Consider the following 18,558-nt stretch of genomic DNA (forward strand, 5'->3'; position numbering starts at 1 on the left):
AGTCAAGAATCGTAGTGGGAAGTCAGAATGAGCAATCTGCAATCGAACGAACATCACGCACACCATACACAGCGAACGACCAGGCATGTCGAAAAGCTGGAATGGAATGACGGCCTGCTTCTCGGCCACGGGCCGATGGATGACGAGCATAGAGAATTCGTGCACGTTGTCATGGCACTGAGGAACAGTACGGTGGAAACCGCACTGACGGCTCTCGCGGCGGTGGAAGCACATCTGATTGCCCACTTCGATCTCGAACATGAATGGATGGATAAGACAGCATTTCCTGATGTCTATTCCAGGTGCCATCGCGATCAACACGATGAGGTCCTCGCCTCGGTGTTTCAGGTACATCAGTTGGCCGCTATTGGTCAGATCGGCTTGGGGGCCGTTCATCGTCTTGCACAATCCCTGATGGACTGGTTTCCGGGGCACGCCGACTATATGGATTCGTCGCTCTCCGCGTGGATTAACGGCCAAACGCATGGTGGACAGGCAGTAGTTTTGCGGCGCAATTTAGTGCATGAAGACCGGATTCCGGGCAGTGAATCGAATTACGAAGTAGACGCCAAAGCCGCTTAAGCGGTGTTGTTAAAAAAACGGAGAGAATATTAGATGTTGATGAAGGGCAAAGTTGGGCTGATCACAGGCGGCGGCTCGGGTATGGGCATGGCAGCAGCGCTGGAATTGGCGCGAGAGGGTGCCACTGTGGTTGTGTCGGGCCGCACAGAAGACAAATTGCTTTCGGTTCGCGACCGCATCGTTTCCCAAGGTGGGAGTGCTGAGATCTATGTCGCGGATGCAGCGTCGCGAGAAGATAACGAAGCCCTGGTGGCGTTCACCGAATCCCGCTTCGGCCGTCTCGACTTCGCGTTCAACAACGCGGGCGGTCATGGCGACTTCCACCCCATCCATGAGACTTCGATTGAAGAAGCAGAATGGGTAATCGATCTGAACTTCAAGGGCGTCTACTACGGCGTGAAGTATCAGGTTGAAGCGATGCTTCGCTCGGGCGGCGGTTCCATTGTCAACAACGCATCGATTTTCGGGCTTCGTGGCATGGATGGGATCGCCCACTACGTAGCGTCGAAACACGCGGTGGTTGGGTTGACCAAAGCAGTAGCGAAGGAGTATGCGAAATCCAATATTCGGGTCAATGCTATCTGCCCAGGGGCCACCGAAACGCCGAACTACATGCGATCGACCGGTGGCGACGTGCATCTGCTGGATGAAATGATTCCTATGCGCAGAATCGGTCAACCGCAAGAGATTGGAAATGCGGTCTTGTGGCTGCTGTCTGATCAAGCCAGATATGTCACGGGTTCCACGTTATCCGTGGACGGTGGCATGAGTATCTAGAATCGTTCAGGGACGATATATCGCCGATAGGACGCGAGGGTTAGTCATCGGATGCCATTAATTTAATAATAAGGGCTAACTCGCGTTTAATGATGGGCAGTTGGAAGGCTGGCGTGGGTCCATTGTTCTAATAGGAATCTAATTTTGATGAACCTCACTATAAAGGCTCGACTTATCCTTTCCATGGGATTATTGAGCGTGCTACTGCTAGCTGGGGGCCTGATGGGGCTCTGGAGCACCTGGAACGTAAATTCGTCTCTTCAAACCGTATACGAAAAGCGATTAGCGGCGATTCAGCGCGTGGATGTGATGACCAAGGCGCTGAATCGCCTACGTTATTCCATTGCGTCGTCTTCGCTGGATACGAAGCCGGAAAGCGTCGAGGCGAAACTCAAAAGCTTTCAGGCGGATTTGACGCTCGGGAACAAGGCATGGGCTGACTTCGTTGCCGATATCGATCCTGAGGAAAAGTCGAGGGCGGATGCGTTCTCGCAGTCCTTTGGCAAGTATTTCACGGTGGCGATCAAACCTGCTATGGAAGCTATGGAGGCTCATGATGTTGCCACTGTTGGCGAACTCGTTAGAGGGCCCCTGGAGTCAGAATACAAACCGATACAAGATGGATTGGACGATCTGATCGCTATGGAAAATGAGTTGACTAAAGGCGAGTATGAACGCGCGCAAGCCAACTACCAGGCGGTACGGATCATTTGTATTCTCGGCGTGGCTAGTGGGTTCGCACTGGCATTAGGATTCGGCGTATGGCTGATTCGTGCTATTTCGACTCCACTGAATACTGCAGTGCAGGTTGCACAAAGCGTGAAAGATGGCAATTTGACCCAGAAAATCGATGCCAGCGCAAAGGATGAGACGGGTCGTGTTCTAGGCGCACTTAGCGACATGAGCAGTAGCCTGCGCCATATCGTCGGTGAAGTGCGACAGTCTTCGGAAGAGATCAGGAACGCGAGTTCGCAAATCGCACAGGGCAATGCGGAGCTATCGACCCGTACCGAATCCCAGGCGGCTTCTCTGGAACAAACTGCGGCTTCGGTTGAAGAATTGAGTTCGACCGTTCGTTTGAACGCTGAAAATGCGATTCAGGCGGACACCTTGGCTCGCAATGCCGCTGAGGTAGCCGTGCGTGGTGGTCAAGCCGTGTCACGCGTTGTGGAAACGATGCAGGATATCAATCGGAGCGCCAACAGTATTAGCGACATCATTGGCACTATCGAGGGCATCGCCTTCCAGACCAACATCCTGGCGTTGAACGCAGCGGTTGAAGCCGCTAGAGCCGGGGAAGAGGGGCGTGGCTTTGCTGTGGTGGCCGGGGAAGTGAGGAGCCTGGCACAACGTTCAGCCAATGCTGCTAAGGAGATCAAGGACCTGATTGACGATTCGGTTACCAAAGTCGGTGCCGGCACGCGGTTAGTGGACGAAGCCGGATCAACAATGAACGAGGTAGTGCAGAGCATCACCCGGGTAGCGGACATCATGGGTGAAATCAGTTCTGCATCTCAGGAACAGGCTTCGGGCATAGATCAGATTTCGAAGGCCGTGACGCTGATGGACGAGCAGGTGCAGAGTAACGCCGCGATGGTCGAACAGGCATCAGCGGCGGCACAAGCACTGCGGGATCAATCGAACCAGTTGTCGCAGACGGTTGCAGTTTTCAAGGTTGCCTGAGTTTTCAGAACCGGATGGGGGCAACTCCATCCGGTGTTTTGACTTCGATGCGAGATCAGATATGAGTTTGCTTTTCAATGAAGCGAAGACCAGCCACGAGGTTGTGGTTCGAGTGCATGATACCGATTACAGGGTGCACTACAACGACGTGGGTCGCGCTGAAGGTCCTGTCGTTGTCATGCTTCATGGTTCAGGCCCCGGGGCGACCGGATGGGCTAATTATCACCGAAATATTGATGCCTTTGCCGGCGCCGGATATCGCGTTTTGCTTATCAACGTTCCCGGATTTGGCAAGAGTGATCCGGTTGTAATTGCTCAAGGTTCGCGGTCGGAATTCAACGGTCACGTTATTCGTGCAGTTCTGGATCAAATTGAAATCGATAAAATCAGTTTGATCGGAAACTCGATGGGAGCGCATTCGGCTACGGCGTTTGTGCTTGCCAATCCGGATCGCGTCAATCGTCTGGTCTACATGGGTGGCGGTACCGGTGGGCCCAGCACGTTCGTTCCCCAGCCGACAGAAGGGATCAAGCTACTGAATTTCGTTTATCGGGAGCCCACGCTGGAAAACGTCAAACGCATGATGGATGTGTTTGTTTATGATCCTTCGGCGCTGACCGATGACCTGCTGCAACAGCGGGTCGATAACATGCAAGCCAACAAGCATCACCTTGAAAACTGGGTGGCGAGTATGGCAGCAAATCCGAAGCAGTTCACGGACTACCAACTGCGATTGCCGGAGATCAAGTGTCCGACGCTGATCGTATGGGGCAGGGAGGATCGATTCTTGCCCTACGATATCGGGTTGCGTCTGCTATCCGGATTGCAGGAGGCAGAGTTCCACATGTTCAACCGCTGTGGACATTGGGTGCAGTGGGAGCACGCGGAGAAGTTCAACAGGATGGTGTTGGATTTCCTCGCCCGCTAAGTGTTTCGGGTAACGGTGTTGAAGGTTGGGCGTTTGACTGAGTAGCCTAAATCAAACCAATACGCCACGCGCATATAACGTAAATCTGGCGTCCGCGGTCGGCCTGAGTTTGCGAGAATTTGGCTAATTGGAAGTTTCTGAAACCAGATCGTAAGCATGATTCGAGTTTGACGAAAGGCGGTGCGCGTAAGCGGCCGCTTTTTTTCATCAGGGATCAACGGAAAATATAGCTGCGAGCGCAGTTAAGGTTTCCTTCAGCTTCACACAGTACGATCCTCGGCGCAGCAAATAAATGTGAATAACGCCCCAAGGTTCCTGTGCACGACACCCAATCCGATATCTGGTCAAACTGGCTTCTCAATCATCGACACGGCGGCGATCCCAGGTACGAACCGCAGTTGCGCGCGGAAATGACGGGATACGCGGATCGCCTGCTGGATTTCGTGGGTCTTGAGCCTCACATGGTGCTCGCCGACATTGGGACCGGCGACGGCCTGGTCGCGTTTAGAGCCATCGAGCGTGCGGGTGACGCCTTGCGGGTGCTCATGACGGATATCTCGGCGCCCATGCTTTGGCACGCCAGTGAGCGCGCCAGTGCCCTTGCCATAAGTGGTCAGTGCGAATTCCTTCAATGTTCTGCCGAAAAACTCGAAGGGATCGAGAGCGCATCGGTCGACGCTATCGTGATGCGCGCCGTGCTCGCCTATGTGGGGGACAAGCCTGCGGCCATGCGGGAGCTATTCCGGATACTAAAGCCCGGCGGGCGCCTCGCGATGGCAGAGCCGATCCTTCGCGACGAAGCCCTGGAGGTTTGCGCGTTAAAGAAGATCGTCGATGCGGAAGGCGAAAATCCGCAGGATCCGTTCTTCTCGCTGCTGCTTCGCAGTCGTGCCGCACAGTTTCCCGATACCGCCGAAAAGATCCGGTCTCTACCGATCACGAATTACGGCGAACGCGATCTTGTGCGATTTGCGATCGATACTGGATTTACCGATATTCACCTCGAACTGCATATCGACGTGTGCAGAAGTGATTCGCCTTCGTGGGAAACGTTCCTGCGTACGTCGCCTCATCCACTGGCGCCCCCGCTCGAATGGATACTCGAAACACAATTCACACCTGAAGAACGCCATTACCTGGAATCGCGGCTCCGACCTGTATTCGAAAGTGGACAACAGTTCGGCGCGTCGCGCATTGCGTACCTCACGGCTCAAAAACCGCATTTGTCGGACATGCCCCGACGAGCCTGATACGGCCAGCGACCGATCCGGAGCATGTCCTGAGTTGGACAATGCGTTGGACTATGGATTGTCCGTGCGTAACGTCCAGACTGTCGCCGTGTTCGTGTTGTCGTCTACCGCCGCGAACTGCAAATGGCGCTTGCTATCGAGACCGAACGCCAGGCCGAACGCGGATCCCGACGCGGCATCGACCGACAATTGCGCGATGAATTGCCCTTCCGGCGTGAACTCGACGATTTCACTGGGCTGCTGCGGATCGGGATTGACCGCGTCGCCGTTTGCGGTAACAAGGTGTCCGTTGGGTGCGAGCGCCAGCGCAAGCGGGCCATGGAGGTGCGTGTTGTCGTGATAGATCATCCTGCCGACGCCGCCATCATGACTCGCACCGGCTGCGCCGAAAACGGCGAACACGGCGTTGTCACCGGTCGACGCGACGTAAAGCACGTCATGCAGTGGGTCGTAAGCAAGCCCGGTCGGGCCCACGACGAGTGCCGCGGGATCGGTGCGGTGCATGTAGCCTGATGCGATGACGGTCGAGGTGGGCAGCACTTCCACACCGTTCGCGCCGATAGCCAGATCGAGGCGCGCGACTTTTCCGCTCAGCACATCGGAGACGAAGACTTTAGCGGTTTGCCCCATGTCGATCACGGCGAGATCCCAGGGGCCATCCAGCAGGTTGGGATCCTTCAGTTCCTTGATCAATCGACCCTGCGGATTGATCACGAGCAGCGAGCCTGGCGCAATGACGTTTTTGCCGTCCTTGGTCGGGACATTACCCACCAGCACGAATCCGCTTCTTAGCACGCCGAGCGCCGTCGTGAGGCCGAGATGGCTTCCTTCGAAGAAAGTCACCGGATTGCCGTTGGGTACGAGCTTGACGATGGTGGTACCCGTGCCCTGCAGATTCGACTGCGCATTGAAATTCGATACGACCACATCGCCGGGTTTGAGCGTGCTAAAGGATGGCACGCCGGCGGGTACGAACGCGATGCCGTACGGGTTGACATCGCCGTTGGCCGGAACAGTCGATGAGGTGGCCGACTGTGGCGGCAGGATCGTTTCCTGCGCATCGACCCAGGAAGTTCCTGCCGACAAAGCCAGTAGACCGGTTCCGCAAACGGCGCGGCGCACAAAGCGATATGTGCGTGCCACTTTCGCTGGCTTGTTAAAGCCAGTGTATGAAATAAATGCAGACAACGAACGCGAAGCTTCCACTTGACACCTCCTTCCCGCGCGGACAGCGCGAGTCGTCAGGGTGCGTAGCATCAGCGCCGGCGTTGCTTCGCGCGACTCGCGTCCTGCGTAAACGAGGAGGTGCTTCGATTATTCCCTGCAGAGGGTGATGTCTGCTTGATGTTGAACGCAGCGATATGTCGACGGCCGCAGCGGCTTCGCTATGCGTTTCGAACGGGACAATGCGATCGCCCTGGAGCAGTGCATGCACGCCGGCGCAAGCGCTCGCATTGACGCTCGAAATATTTTTGTGTCTGAAGACCGCCGATAGCTGAAATCACACCGAATCGCGTCCGAGCCGCGCCGCTTCAATTGTGGCGATGTCGATCTTTTTCATGCTCATCATCGCATCGAATGCACGCTTCGATGCTGCGCGATCGGGATCACTTATCGCCGCCATAAGCGCGCGCGGTGTGATCTGCCAGGACACGCCCCATTTGTCCTTGCACCAGCCGCAGGCGCTTTCTTGACCGCCATTGCGCACGATCGCGTCCCACAGGCGGTCTGTTTCCGCCTGGTCGTCTGTTGCGACCTGAAAGGAGAAGGCCTCGTTGTGTTTGAAATGCGGGCCACCGTTCAGCCCGAGGCAGGGAATGCCGATGACAGTGAAATTGACGGTCAGGACGTTCTCGTGTTTGCCACCGGGATAGTCGCCCGGCGCTTTGAACACCGCGCCCACAGCACTGTCGGGAAATGTCGCGGCATAGAATTTTGCCGCGTCAAGAGCATCGCCGTCGTACCACAAGCAGATGGTGTTCTTGCTGCTCATATCGTGTCTCCAGAGGGGAATCGATGAGACGAATCGTCATGCTAGCGCGGCATCTGCATGGCGTATACCGCGGCGGAATTACGTTCCGCACCCCCTGCGGCATCCGGAATGAACGACCGCTTCCGGAAATCCGGAAATCGCGATTGTCCCTTTCGATTCGGCTACAACGGCGCCCTTCGAATGACTATTCGATCGCGGCTGAATGGCTTCCCTCAAACCACGCCGAGCCACTCCTTCAGTTGCCCGGCCCGTGACCGGCTCACCGGCACGACAGTGCGCTCGCCATCGTCCATTACGAGGTTCACGCTGTCGTCGGCTTTGACGAGTTCGACGGCGTACTGCAGGCTCACGATGTGGCTGCGATGCACGCGCAGGAAAATACTGCTGTCGAGGCGTTGCTCCAGATCCGCGAGCGAGAGGTTGGAGAGGTAGCGATCGTCCTTCGTTGCGATCGTCGTGTAGTGGCCGTCGCCCTGAAATCGCACGATATCTTTCAGATCGATCAGGATCACGCGGTTCTTGCGATAGACCGGAATCTTGAAGAGCCGCCGCGGCGGCGAAGGCGTGCCGGCAAGCGACTCACGCGACTCGGATGAAGGCTCAGTCGTGATGTCGGTGAGATCGTAGAAAATCATGCAGGTGCCGCACGTACCGTTCATGTCCGACATGCGGGACACCTTGAGCATGAGAATCCGGTCGGGAATATTGATCATCATCGCAACGGGCGGCGGCGATTTCACCGGGCAGCCGCCGGCATCGCGCGACTCGATCAGGAAGCGTAGCTTCTCGCGGCTTTTCTCTGGGTGCAACTGCACAACGTCGATACCGAACAGTTTGTCCTGGGCGACGCCGAGCGATTGTTCACCAGCGGGACCGAGAATCTGCAGCGCGACGTCGTTGAATGCGCTGACTCGCCCCTGAGCGTCCAGCCACACCACACCCGGATTGAATTGTTCCAGCCTGTGCTGGAAGGTCTCTGTGCGGCGCGCTTCGGTGGTCGGCATGGTGTGCTCGAGCGGTTTCATTCAGGGTTCTCCCCGATGTATCCGAGGCTTTGTGCGCGGCATCTAACGCGCCGGGACGCTGCCTCCTTTTTAGGTCCTTTCCCCCTTTCGCGCAAGTTTTACCGCTCCCGGCGCAGCCAGTCCGCCGTTGGCGAAATACCGTTGAATTGCTGCGTTGCATTGTGAAATCCTGAAGTTCAGGACCATGACAACAGCAGTGTTTTTTTGGATCCGGCGGAAGGCGTTATGGGACCAGAATAAGTGCTCTGCATGGGGCAGGAGTAAGCGCTCCGTGTGGGGCTGGAGTAAGTGCTCTGCATGGGACCGGAGTAAGCGCTAAAGCGCTAACTCCGGCCGACAGCTAAAGCGCCAACTCCTGCCGACAGCTAAAGCGCTGACTCTGGTCGACAGCTTTGCATGGGACCAGAGTAAGCGCTGAAGCGCCAACTCTGGTCGACATGCCAAATCAGGTCAACAGGAGACCAATGTGATTCCGCGCCCATTCGAATATCACGCGCCACAAACGTTGCCCGAGGCGTTCGCACTGCTCGGCGCGCACGGCGACTCGGCGAAACTGCTCGCAGGTGGCCACAGCCTGTTGCCCATGATGAAGCTGCGCTTTGCAGCGCCCGATCATCTGATCGATCTCGGCAGGATCACCGACCTCAAGGGCATTCGCGAGGAAAACGGCGTACTGTGGATCGGTGCGATGACGACCGAGAATGAGCTGATCTGGTCCACGCTGCTGCAAACACGCTGCCCGCTCATCTGCGAAGGCGCACGGCAGATTGCCGATCCGCAGGTCCGCTATCGCGGCACGCTCGGCGGCGATCTTTCGCATGGCGACCCCGGCAACGACCATCCGGCGTTGATGGTCGCGCTCGATGCGTCGTTCGTGCTGCAAAGCGCGGCGGGCGAGCGCGTGGTGCCGGCCGACGGCTTTTTCATCGGCACCTATGCGACGCTGCTCGAACCGGGCGAGATCATGACCGGTATACGCATTCCAATGCCGCCGCCCGGAACCGGTTATTGCTACGCGAAGCTCAAGCGCAAGACCGGCGACTTCGCGACCGCGGCGACGGCCGTCACACTGCGCCTGGCCGGCGGCAATGTAGAACATGTGCGCATTGCTCTGACGAATGTCGGCGACACGGTGATTCGCGCGACGGACGCCGAGAATGTTCTGACCGGCAAGCCGCTCGACGAGCACGCGCTCGACGAAGCCGTGCGGCTCGCGATGGCGGCGTGCAATCCGGCGCCGGATCTGCGCGGCGACGAGGACTACAAGCGCGCGATGGCGGGCGAGATGACCCGCCGGGCGCTCAATACGGCCCACGAAAGGGCCGTTAACCCGGCTCGTCCCTGATCCCCCGGAGAACGCGAAATGGCCAGCAAAACCATGGTGACGTTCAGCCTCAACGGCAGCGAGGTCGACGTCGTCGTCGAGCCGCGCGAGTTGCTGATCCACACGCTGCGCGAAAAGTGCCAGCACACGGGGCCGCACATCGGCTGCGAGACGTCGCATTGCGGCGCTTGCACAGTCGATTTCAACGGCACGTCCGTGAAATCCTGCACGCTGCTGACCGTGCAGGCGCAGGGCGCGGAGATCCGGACCGTTGAAGGTCTCGCCGAGGGCGGCGTATTGCACGCGCTGCAGGAAGGTTTCATGCAGGAACACGGCTTGCAGTGCGGTTTTTGCACGCCCGGCATGCTGATGCGCGCGTATCGCCTGCTGCAAGAGAATCCGGACCCGACAGAAGCTGAAATTCGCTACTGGATGGCGGGGAACCTGTGCCGGTGCACAGGCTATCAAAACATCGTGAAGGCCGTGCAATACGCCGCGCGCAAGCTGCGTGGCGAAACGGCCGAAAGCTCGCACCCGCTCATCGCGGCGGATGCGGCTCAAGCACACTGAGCGACGGGAGACAGGTCATGGGCAATCAAGACGCCAATCTCGACCGTGTTGCCGCGCTCGAAGGCATGGGCTGTTCGCGCAAGCGCCGCGAGGACCCGCGCTTTATCCAGGGCAAGGGCACTTACGTCGACGACATCAAGATGCCGGGCATGCTGTTCGGCGTGATGGTGCGCAGTCCCTACGCGCATGCGCGCGTGAAGCGAATCGACAAGTCGCGCGCGCTCTCGCATCCGGGCGTGCACGCCGTGCTCACGGCGGACGATCTCAAGCCGCTCAAGCTGCACTGGATGCCGACGCTCGCGGGCGACGTGCAAGCGGTGCTCGCCGACGAAAAAGTCTGCTTCCAGAATCAGGAAGTCGCGTTTGTCGTGGCCGACGATCGTTACGTCGCTGCCGATGCGGCTGAACTCGTCGAAGTCGAATATGAGGAGCTTCCGGCGCTCGTCGATCCGTTGAAAGCGCTCGAACCCGATGCGCCCGTTATTCGCGAGGATATTCGCGACAAGGAAATCGGCGCGCACGGAACACGCAGGCATCCGAATCATATTTTCACGTGGACGATGGGCGATCGCGACAAGACGGACCGCGTGTTCGAAAGCGCACCCGTTACGGTCAAGCAGGATATCGTGTACCCGCGTGTGCATCCGTGTCCGCTCGAAACCTGCGGTTGTGTTGCGTCATTCGATAAAGTGCGCGGTGATCTCACGGTTTACATTACGTCGCAGGCGCCTCACGTCGTGCGCACCGTGGTTGGTCTACTTTCATCGATTCCTGAATCGAATATCCGCATTATTTCGCCCGATATCGGCGGCGGTTTCGGCAATAAAGTCGGCGTGTATCCGGGCTACGTTACTTCGATCGTGGCGTCGATCGTGCTCGGCCGTCCCGTGAAGTGGATCGAGTCGCGCAGCGAAAATCTTTCCACTACCGCGTTTGCGCGCGACTATCACATGACCGGCGAACTCGCGGCGGATCAGGACGGCCGCATCAAGGCGCTGCGCGTGAATGTCGTCGCTGACCACGGCGCCTTCGACGCATGCGCCGATCCGACGAAGTGGCCCGCCGGCATGTTCCATGTCTGCACCGGATCGTACGCGATCCCGAATGCGTTCGTGTCCGTGGACGGCGTGTATACGAACAAGTTTCCGGGCGGTGTCGCGTACCGCTGCTCGTTCCGTGTGACCGAGGCGGTGTATCTGATCGAGCGGATGGTGGACGTGCTCGCGCAGAAGCTCGGCATCGACAAGGCCGAGATCCGCTTGCGAAATTTCATCGCCAAAGACCAGTTTCCGTATTCGACGCCGCTCGGCCTCGAATACGATTCGGGCGACTATGAAACCGCGCTGAAAAAGGTGCTGGCCGCAGTCGACTACGACGCGCTGCGCGCGGAACAGGCACAGCGACGCGCAGATCCGGATGCGGAGTGGCTCATGGGCATCGGCGTCGTGAACTTCACCGAAATCGTCGGGGCAGGACCGTCGAAAATGTGCGACATCCTCGGCGTCGGCATGTTCGATTCATGCGAAATCCGCGTGCATCCGGACGGCTCGGCCATAGCGCGCATGGGCACGATCACGCAGGGCCAGGGGCACCAGACCACCTACGCGCAAATCATTGCGTCGGAGGCCGGTATTCCGGCTTCGAAGATCACGGTGGAAGAGGGCGATACGGCAACGGCGCCGTATGGGCTCGGCACGTACGGTTCGCGCTCGACGCCCGTGGCGGGCGCCGCGGTTGCGCGTGCCGCTCGCAAGATCCGCGAGAAGGCGCGCCGGATCGCCGCGCATCTGCTCGAAGCGAGTCCCGACGACGTCGAATTCGACCTCGACCGCTTCGTGCTGAAGGGCTCGCCGGATCAGTTCAAGACCGTCAAGGATGTAGCGTGGGCCGCGTACAACAACGTCCCCGAAGGGATGGAAATGGGCCTGGAGGCAGTCGACTACTACGATCCGCCGAATTTCACCTTCCCGTTCGGCGCGTATGTGTGCGTGCTCGACGTCAACCGCTATACCGGCGAGATCCGCGTGCGACGCTTCTACGCGCTCGACGACTGCGGCACGCGGATCAACCCGATGATCATCGAAGGGCAGATCCATGGCGGCTTGACAGAAGGTTTCGCCGTCGCGCTTGGGCAGGAGATGCCCTACGACGAAACGGGCAACCTGCTTGGCGCGACGCTGCTCGACTACTTCGTGCCGACATCGGTTGAAACGCCGCATTGGGAGACCGATTTCACGGTGACACCTTCGCCTCATCATCCGATCGGTGCCAAGGGCGTGGCCGAATCGCCGCACGTCGGCTCGATTCCGTGCTTCACGTCGGCCGTGGTCGATGCGTTCGCGCACCTCGGCGTCACGCACATGAACATGCCGCACAACGCGTACCGCGTCTGGCAGCAATGCCGCGACCTTGGGCTGACGCGGCCCGCGTGAGGCGGGGCGTTTAAAACACAGGAATCCATAATGAAAGTCGTAATCGATAAGGCTTTCCCGATTTCCGCGAGCGCCCAGAGCGCGTGGCAACTGATGCAGGACATCGAGGCGGTGGCTGGCTGCATGCCGGGCGCGAAGATCACGGAGCGCGTGGACGATACCCACTACAAAGGGACGATCACGGTGCGGCTCGGTCCAGCAACCATGTCGTTCAAGGGGGACATCGAAGTGCTCGCGCTCGATGCCGCGTCGCGCAGCCTGCATCTATTGGGCAAGGGCACCGATTCGACCGGCAGTTCGGCGGCAACGATGGATCTCACGGCCAGCGTGCAGCCAACCGGCGAAACCTGCACCCTGGCTGGCAAGAGCGAGGTGACGATGAGCGGCAAGGCCGCTGCGATCGGCGGGAGGCTCATGGTGCCGGTGTCGGAGCAGTTGCTCAAGCAGTTCGTCGCGAATTTCGCGGCGCGACTCGATGCGATGGCGACGCCGCAAGCCGCATCGGCCGACGTCGCGCGAGACGACGCGTCGTCCGACGCGACGGTTTCAAACGCGTCTGCTTCGCAGCCCTCGCAAGCCGCCGAGCTAAATGGCATTGCGTTTCTCTGGGCCATGATCCGCGACTGGCTGCGCGGACACTTCCCGCACAAGGCGCAAGGCCGCTAAAGGCAAGCCGTGATGTCGACCGATCGCATGCCGGACGTCCTCGCGCTACAGGCGAAGCTCGCGGGCCACAGGTTTATCGTCGAGCGCAGCTTCGCTGCCGCGCTGCTGTTGACGATGGAAATGCGCCGCCCGTTGCTGCTGGAGGGCGAGGCGGGCGTCGGCAAGACCGAGGTTGCGAAGGCGCTCTCGCGCCTCCTCGACGTGCCGCTGATCCGGCTGCAATGCTACGAGGGGCTCGACGCGCACACGGCGCTCTACGAGTGGAATTACACGCATCAACTGCTGGCGATCAAGCTCTTCGAGCAGGACGCGAGGTCGCTGCGCGACAAGGAACACGACATCTTCTCCGAGCGCTATTTGCTCAAGCGCCCGCTGCTCGAAGCGATCACGACCACGCCCGCGCCTGTGCTGCTGATCGACGAAATCGACCGTACCGACGAAGCGTTCGAGGCCTATCTGCTCGAACTGCTTTCGGACTTCCAGCTCTCGATCCCGGAGCTTGGCGTGATTCGCGCGATCGAGCGGCCCTACGTGATCCTGACCTCGAACGGCACGCGCGAAATTTCCGATGCGCTGCGCCGCCGCTGCCTTTATCAGTACGTCGACTATCCGACGTTCCAGCGCGAACTCGTGATCGTGCGGACCCAGGTTCCCGAGGTGCCGGAGGCCCTGGCACGCCAGATCGTGGAATTCGTGCACGCGGTGCGTGCGATGTCGCTGCGGCGCAAGCCCGGTCTCGCCGAAACGCTCGACTGGGTGGCCGCATTGCTGCGCCTCGGCGTGAGCGCGCTGGACGAGGGTGGCGTCGAGCGTGTGATGGATTCGCTCGCCGCGCTCGTGAAAACGCGTGAGGATCAGGCCGCGCTCACGCGGCCGGTTGTCGAAAAGCTGGTGGCATCATGCTGACCGGCATCGACAGCACCCGATCTGCCGCACCGCTGCAGGATCTCGCCGATGCGCTCGTCGCGCGCTATGCGGGCTTCGCGCACTGGCTGCGCGCGAACGCGTTTAGCGTAACGAGCGCGGACATCGCCGCAACGCTCGACGTGGCGCAGCGCATGGGCCAGACCGACAGCGACATGCTGCGCTGGAGCCTGCGTGCACTGCTGTGCTCGCGTGCGGAGGAATGGCGACGTTTCGACGAGTTGTTCGATGCGTATTTCCTCGTGCCGAACCGGCGCAAGCTCGTCGAAACTCGCGCTGGCGGCGCCGGCCCGCTCGCGCGCGATGATGAGGACTCCGTGCGGCCAGATGCGAGCGAAGGCACGCCGCTTTCGATCGCAGGATGCGGCGACGGGGCGCCGGGTGAGGGCGCCGTCGCCAATGAGGGCGCCACGCGCGCCGAGTCGCGTGTGCAAGCGGATTTCCGTCATTTGAACGATCGCACCGAACTCTTCGCCATCGACGCCGCGATTCGCCGCTTCGCGCAACGCCTTCGCGGGATCGAAACGCGCCGCGAGCAGCGCGCGAGCCATGGACGCACGATCGATCTGCGCTGGACGCTGCGACGCAGCGTCTCGCGTGGCGGGCTGCCGGTCGAGCTTGGCTGGCGGCGCAAGCGGCGGCAGCGTCCGCGTATCGTGCTGATGCTCGACGTGAGCCGTTCGATGAGCCTCTACAGCTTTTTCTTCCTGCGGCTTGCGCGCGTGCTGGGCTCTCGCTTGCGCGACATTCACAGCTTCGTGTTCCATACGCGGCTTGTTTGCGTCGATGAAGCGCTGCGCGATCCCGATCCGAGGTGCGCCCAGGAGCGCTTGCACCTGATCTCGGAAGGCTGGGCCGGCGGCACGCGCATCGGCGAGAGTCTCGCCGGTTTCAACCAGCACTACGCGCCGCGTCTGCTGCATGCGCGCACCACTGTCGTGATCGTCAGTGACGGCTATGACGCGGGCGATGTCTCCCAGCTCGGCGAGTCGCTTGCCGCAATGCGGCGGCGCTGCCATTCGATTGTCTGGCTCAATCCGCTCGCCGATCGTCCCGGATTCGAGCCGGTCAGCGCGGGCATGCAAGCCGCGCTGCCGCATCTCGACCTGTTTGCTGGTGCACGCGATCTCGCGGGCCTCGAACGGGTCTTTCCTCAAATTATCGAGGCGCTGCAATGAATGCCCACGACGAAACCACCGAGACCGGTTCGGACGCCGCGAATCTGTTGCTGCTCGAGCAGCAGTTGATCGAGGCAGGCGCACCGTTTGCCGTCGTCACCGTGATCCGTGCTGCGCCGCCCACTTCGACGCACGTCGGCGCGCAGGCGCTGGTGGAAGCCAACGGGGCGCTACACGGCTGGGTAGGCGGGGGCTGTTCGCAGACGATCGTGATCGAGGCCGCGCGCCAGTCGATTCGCACGGGGCAACCGCGGCGCGTGCGGATCAGCAACGAGCAGACAGCGCCCGACGCCGAAGTCGAAGCGCATGCCATGCCATGTGCGAGCAATGGCGCGCTGGAGCTGTTTATTCAGCCCACCTTGCCAGCGCCGCTCGCGGTCGTGTTCGGTGCAACGCCTGCGGCGCACGAAGCCTGCGTGCTTGCACGGCGCGTCGGCTTTCGCGCGATCCTCGCCCAGAGCGCTGCGAGAGCAGGGGAGCCGCGCTTTGACGCTGCCGCCGTGGACCGCGCCGGCGCATCGTTCGTGTTGATCGCGACACAAGGCGACGGCGACGAAGACGCCCTCGAAGCAGCGTTACGCAGCGCCGCTGCGGCTGTGCTGCTGATCGCGAGCCATCGCAAGGCCGATCGGCTGCGCGCCGCGATGCGCGTGCGCGGCATCGAAGAGGCCCGGCTCGCGGCGTTACTCGCACCGGCCGGGCCGGCGATCCACGCTCATACGCCACAAGAGATTGCTTTAGGCGCTGTTGCGGGACTTGTCGCCGTGCGGCATGAAATGGAAGCATCGGTTGCGTTCGCTCAGGGTGGCGTGGCGCGGACCATCGTCGCCACTGAAGCCGTGCCGCCGTTGCCACCGTGTGAGGCGCTCGGCGCAGCTGCGCCCGAGGCGGGCTATTACGTGAATCCTGTTTGCGGCATGCGTATCGAAATCGCGACTGCGAAGCATGTTGCCGACTATGGCGGCCGGAAGGTGTACTTCTGCTGCGATTGCTGCAAGACCGAGTTCGAACGGACACCCGAGCGCTACATGACTGCTGCGTCGGATCGCCCCGACTACCCGGACGACCACCCCACGGACGAGCAATGACCAGCGCGCGCTTTTCGGTGGTTGTGCTGGCGGCCGGTCTCTCGACGCGTATGGAGGGCCGCCACAAGCTGCTCCTGCCGATATGCGGCGAGCCTGTCGTGCGCCGCGTTGTCCGCGCGATCGGCGCGACGAAGCCGCAGGAAATCGTTGTCGTGACCGGATTCAATGAACATGCCGTCGTGGAAGCGCTCGACGGTTTCGACGTGCGCTTTCAGCACAACGCACGCTATCGGGAGGGGCAGCCGACTTCGGTTGCGGCGGGCGTTGCCGCGCTGCAGGCACCGTGCGATGCCGTGATGATCTGCCTCGCCGACCAGGTGTTGATTGAAACTGCTGACTATCGTGAACTGATCGACGCCTACACGATGATGCCGCACGGGTCGATCCTCGTGCCGATGTTCGACGGTACACGCGGCAATCCCGTAGTGTTTTCGTCGAGTCATTGTCCGGAGGTCGTGGGCGGGCGCATGAATCCGGGTTGTCGAAAACTGATCGCCGGGCATGGCGATGAGGTGTTTTTCCACGCGGCGGCGCACGATCGATTTTGTGTCGACATGGATACGCCAGCCGATTACCTGGACGTTATCGCACGAGTCGAGCGCGGGGTGCGGCTGATGGCGAAAGGCGGGTGACGCCGGGGCGGCTGGAATGTTTGGGCGAATTTCGTATGCGCACCCGCGCGGGCGGCTTTTCGCGACCCGACGCGGTCCGCTGCCAACACAGCCAGCAGCCGGAAAGGTCCGTTACGGCGGCCGCACAACGTCGTGCGTGCGTCAATTAGCAAACAAAATAGGCCCCAGGTTGCAGGCGGCTTTCGTTAGAATCAGCTTTCGTCGAGGCGCAAGGCATATTTGCATTGTTGCGGCGGTATCGAACCACAAATACCGCTCGCCCCGATACTGGTATTCATCTTTTAACGGAGGCGAGCGTGCCAGGTTTACTTCCCAATGTCGACCGCGAGGGGCTCCTCGAATATTCGGTGGTCTACACCGACCGATCGATCAATCATATGTCGCAGCTCTTTCAAGGCGTCATGCGCGATATTTCGGGCGCCCTGAAAAAAGTCTACAACGCGAAGTCGGCCGTTATTGTCCCGGGCAGCGGGACATTCGGTATGGAAGCCGTTGCGCGGCAGTTCGCGACGAACAAGAAGTGTCTGGTCATCCGCAATGGCTGGTTCAGTTTCCGCTGGTCGCAGATATTCGACATGGGCGGTATTCCGTCTGAATCGACGGTGTTGAAGGCGCGTCCGGTCGAACAAGGAAGGCAGGCCGCCTACGCACCGGCCCCAATCGAAGAAGTAGTGGCCGCGATCAGGGAACACAAGCCGGATCTGGTGTTTGCGCCGCACGTCGAAACGGCATCCGGGATGATGCTGCCCGACGACTATTTGCGTGCCGTGTCCGACGCCGTACATGCGGTCGGCGGCATGTTCGTACTGGATTGCATCGCCTCCGGTACGATCTGGGTCGACATGCAGGCTAGTGGCGTCGATGTCCTGATCAGCGCACCGCAAAAGGGATGGAGCGCGTCGCCCTGCTGCGCGCTGGTAATGCTCAGCCCGCTTGCTCGCGAAAGAATCGATGCGACGACGAGCACCAGCTTCGCCTGCGATCTTCGCAAATGGCTGCAGATCATGGAGGCCTACGAAAACGGCGGGTTTGCATACCACGCCACGATGCCCACGGACAGTCTCGCGACGCTGCGCGACGTGATCAAGGAAACCGAGGCATACGGCTTCGACAAGGTGAAAGCCGAGCAGCTTGAACTCGGCACGCGCATTCGCTCGCTGCTGGCTGAGAACGGTTTCCGAAGCGTGGCCGCCAAAGGATTTGAGGCACCGGGCGTCGTAGTCAGCTACACGGACGACGACGGCATACGGTCCGGCAAGAAGTTCGCCGATGCCGGCTTGCAGATCGCGCCGGGCGTACCGCTTCAATGCGACGAACCTGAAGATTTCAAGACCTTCCGCATCGGCCTGTTTGGCCTCGACAAACTGCATGACGTCGATGGTGCGGTCGCCAGATTCGCCACGGCGTTGAGCCGTATTCTCTAGATCGCTTCTTCGTGGCCACCCTCATCGCTCTGAGGGTGGCTTTTGCTCAACGCCATAAAGCCGACGTTCAGATCGGCGCACG

17 protein-coding genes are annotated in these 18,558 nt (G+C 60.1%); 14 read left to right on the plus strand and 3 right to left on the minus strand.

All coding sequences use genetic code 11. The features are described from left to right. Positions 1-27 precede the first annotated feature (27 nt). From D1Y85_RS11095 to D1Y85_RS11115, 5 genes are all read left to right on the plus strand, one after another. A complete protein-coding gene (locus D1Y85_RS11095) occupies positions 28-582 on the plus strand; it encodes a hemerythrin domain-containing protein (protein ID WP_124151103.1) in 555 nt (184 codons plus the stop codon). 33 nt (positions 583-615) lie between these two features. Then, complete coding sequence (locus tag D1Y85_RS11100) at positions 616-1,359, plus strand: SDR family NAD(P)-dependent oxidoreductase (RefSeq protein WP_124151104.1); 744 nt, start codon at positions 616-618, stop codon at positions 1,357-1,359. Positions 1,360-1,506: 147 nt separating this feature from the next. Then, on the plus strand, positions 1,507-3,042 hold the full coding sequence (locus tag D1Y85_RS27895) for a methyl-accepting chemotaxis protein (RefSeq protein ID WP_124151105.1): 1,536 nt from the start codon (positions 1,507-1,509) through the stop codon (positions 3,040-3,042). A gap of 61 nt (positions 3,043-3,103) precedes the next feature. Next, the gene (locus tag D1Y85_RS11110) at positions 3,104-3,970 is read left to right on the plus strand and encodes an alpha/beta fold hydrolase (protein WP_124151106.1); all 867 of its coding nucleotides are present in this window, start codon (positions 3,104-3,106) and stop codon (positions 3,968-3,970) included. Positions 3,971-4,287: 317 nt separating this feature from the next. Beyond that, positions 4,288-5,220, plus strand: coding sequence for a class I SAM-dependent methyltransferase (locus tag D1Y85_RS11115; protein ID WP_124151107.1), 933 nt, complete (start codon positions 4,288-4,290; stop codon positions 5,218-5,220). 51 nt (positions 5,221-5,271) lie between these two features. On the opposite strand, the gene D1Y85_RS11120 is transcribed toward D1Y85_RS11115, so the two are convergent. From D1Y85_RS11120 to D1Y85_RS11130, 3 genes are all read right to left on the minus strand, one after another. Then, positions 5,272-6,426, minus strand: a complete 1,155-nt coding sequence (locus tag D1Y85_RS11120; RefSeq protein ID WP_246024876.1) for an NHL repeat-containing protein — start codon at positions 6,424-6,426, stop codon at positions 5,272-5,274. Between the two features lie 295 nt (positions 6,427-6,721). Next, positions 6,722-7,213 carry a VOC family protein gene (locus D1Y85_RS11125; RefSeq protein WP_124151108.1) on the minus strand — a complete coding sequence of 164 codons (492 nt, stop codon included), beginning with the start codon at positions 7,211-7,213 and terminating at the stop codon, positions 6,722-6,724. A 212-nt stretch (positions 7,214-7,425) separates the two neighbouring features. Next, positions 7,426-8,238, minus strand: a complete 813-nt coding sequence (locus tag D1Y85_RS11130) for a LytTR family DNA-binding domain-containing protein (protein WP_124151109.1) — start codon at positions 8,236-8,238, stop codon at positions 7,426-7,428. A 466-nt stretch (positions 8,239-8,704) separates the two neighbouring features. Here D1Y85_RS11130 and D1Y85_RS11135 point away from each other — a divergent pair, with 466 nt between their 5' ends. The 9 genes from D1Y85_RS11135 to D1Y85_RS11175 all read left to right on the plus strand — a co-directional run bounded on the left by D1Y85_RS11135 (position 8,705) and on the right by D1Y85_RS11175 (position 18,476). Continuing rightward, positions 8,705-9,583: an FAD binding domain-containing protein gene (locus D1Y85_RS11135; RefSeq protein WP_124151110.1), complete on the plus strand. Its 879-nt coding sequence runs from the start codon at positions 8,705-8,707 to the stop codon at positions 9,581-9,583. 18 nt (positions 9,584-9,601) lie between these two features. Then, positions 9,602-10,132, plus strand: a complete 531-nt coding sequence (locus D1Y85_RS11140) for a (2Fe-2S)-binding protein (protein WP_124151111.1) — start codon at positions 9,602-9,604, stop codon at positions 10,130-10,132. Between the two features lie 17 nt (positions 10,133-10,149). Then, positions 10,150-12,564 carry an aerobic carbon-monoxide dehydrogenase large subunit gene (locus D1Y85_RS11145; protein ID WP_124151112.1) on the plus strand — a complete coding sequence of 805 codons (2,415 nt, stop codon included), beginning with the start codon at positions 10,150-10,152 and terminating at the stop codon, positions 12,562-12,564. A 30-nt stretch (positions 12,565-12,594) separates the two neighbouring features. Continuing rightward, the gene (locus tag D1Y85_RS11150) at positions 12,595-13,230 is read left to right on the plus strand and encodes an SRPBCC family protein (RefSeq protein ID WP_124151113.1); all 636 of its coding nucleotides are present in this window, start codon (positions 12,595-12,597) and stop codon (positions 13,228-13,230) included. Between the two features lie 12 nt (positions 13,231-13,242). Further along, the gene (locus D1Y85_RS11155; RefSeq protein WP_124151114.1) at positions 13,243-14,136 is read left to right on the plus strand and encodes an AAA family ATPase; all 894 of its coding nucleotides are present in this window, start codon (positions 13,243-13,245) and stop codon (positions 14,134-14,136) included. Beyond that, on the plus strand, positions 14,130-15,332 hold the full coding sequence (locus D1Y85_RS11160; RefSeq protein ID WP_124151115.1) for a vWA domain-containing protein: 1,203 nt from the start codon (positions 14,130-14,132) through the stop codon (positions 15,330-15,332). The genes D1Y85_RS11155 and D1Y85_RS11160 overlap by 7 nt, the downstream gene beginning before the upstream one ends. Further along, positions 15,329-16,420 (plus strand): XdhC family protein, encoded by a 1,092-nt coding sequence (locus tag D1Y85_RS11165; RefSeq protein ID WP_124151116.1) that lies wholly within the window; start codon positions 15,329-15,331, stop codon positions 16,418-16,420. The genes D1Y85_RS11160 and D1Y85_RS11165 overlap by 4 nt, the downstream gene beginning before the upstream one ends. After that, entirely contained in the window at positions 16,417-17,052 is a 636-nt protein-coding gene (locus tag D1Y85_RS11170; RefSeq protein WP_124151117.1) for a nucleotidyltransferase family protein, read from the plus strand. The genes D1Y85_RS11165 and D1Y85_RS11170 overlap by 4 nt, the downstream gene beginning before the upstream one ends. 296 nt (positions 17,053-17,348) lie before the next feature. Further along, positions 17,349-18,476, plus strand: coding sequence for an aminotransferase class V-fold PLP-dependent enzyme (locus tag D1Y85_RS11175; RefSeq protein WP_124151118.1), 1,128 nt, complete (start codon positions 17,349-17,351; stop codon positions 18,474-18,476). The last annotated feature ends 82 nt before the right edge of the window (positions 18,477-18,558 follow it).

The organism is Paraburkholderia dinghuensis (assembly GCF_003837865.1).
GTDB classification, from domain to species: domain Bacteria; phylum Pseudomonadota; class Gammaproteobacteria; order Burkholderiales; family Burkholderiaceae; genus Paraburkholderia; species Paraburkholderia dinghuensis.

Coding starts and splice junctions, on each gene's coding strand:
- D1Y85_RS11160 (WP_124151115.1), top strand. CDS start 14,130: ATGCTGACCGGCATCGACAGCACCCGATCTGCCGCACCGCTGCAGGAT.
- D1Y85_RS11095 (WP_124151103.1), top strand. CDS start 28: ATGAGCAATCTGCAATCGAACGAACATCACGCACACCATACACAGCGA.
- D1Y85_RS11150 (WP_124151113.1), top strand. CDS start 12,595: ATGAAAGTCGTAATCGATAAGGCTTTCCCGATTTCCGCGAGCGCCCAG.
- D1Y85_RS11140 (WP_124151111.1), top strand. CDS start 9,602: ATGGCCAGCAAAACCATGGTGACGTTCAGCCTCAACGGCAGCGAGGTC.
- D1Y85_RS11145 (WP_124151112.1), top strand. CDS start 10,150: ATGGGCAATCAAGACGCCAATCTCGACCGTGTTGCCGCGCTCGAAGGC.
- D1Y85_RS11125 (WP_124151108.1), bottom strand. CDS start 7,213: ATGAGCAGCAAGAACACCATCTGCTTGTGGTACGACGGCGATGCTCTT.
- D1Y85_RS11130 (WP_124151109.1), bottom strand. CDS start 8,238: ATGAAACCGCTCGAGCACACCATGCCGACCACCGAAGCGCGCCGCACA.
- D1Y85_RS27895 (WP_124151105.1), top strand. CDS start 1,507: ATGAACCTCACTATAAAGGCTCGACTTATCCTTTCCATGGGATTATTG.
- D1Y85_RS11165 (WP_124151116.1), top strand. CDS start 15,329: ATGAATGCCCACGACGAAACCACCGAGACCGGTTCGGACGCCGCGAAT.
- D1Y85_RS11100 (WP_124151104.1), top strand. CDS start 616: ATGTTGATGAAGGGCAAAGTTGGGCTGATCACAGGCGGCGGCTCGGGT.
- D1Y85_RS11110 (WP_124151106.1), top strand. CDS start 3,104: ATGAGTTTGCTTTTCAATGAAGCGAAGACCAGCCACGAGGTTGTGGTT.
- D1Y85_RS11155 (WP_124151114.1), top strand. CDS start 13,243: ATGTCGACCGATCGCATGCCGGACGTCCTCGCGCTACAGGCGAAGCTC.
- D1Y85_RS11170 (WP_124151117.1), top strand. CDS start 16,417: ATGACCAGCGCGCGCTTTTCGGTGGTTGTGCTGGCGGCCGGTCTCTCG.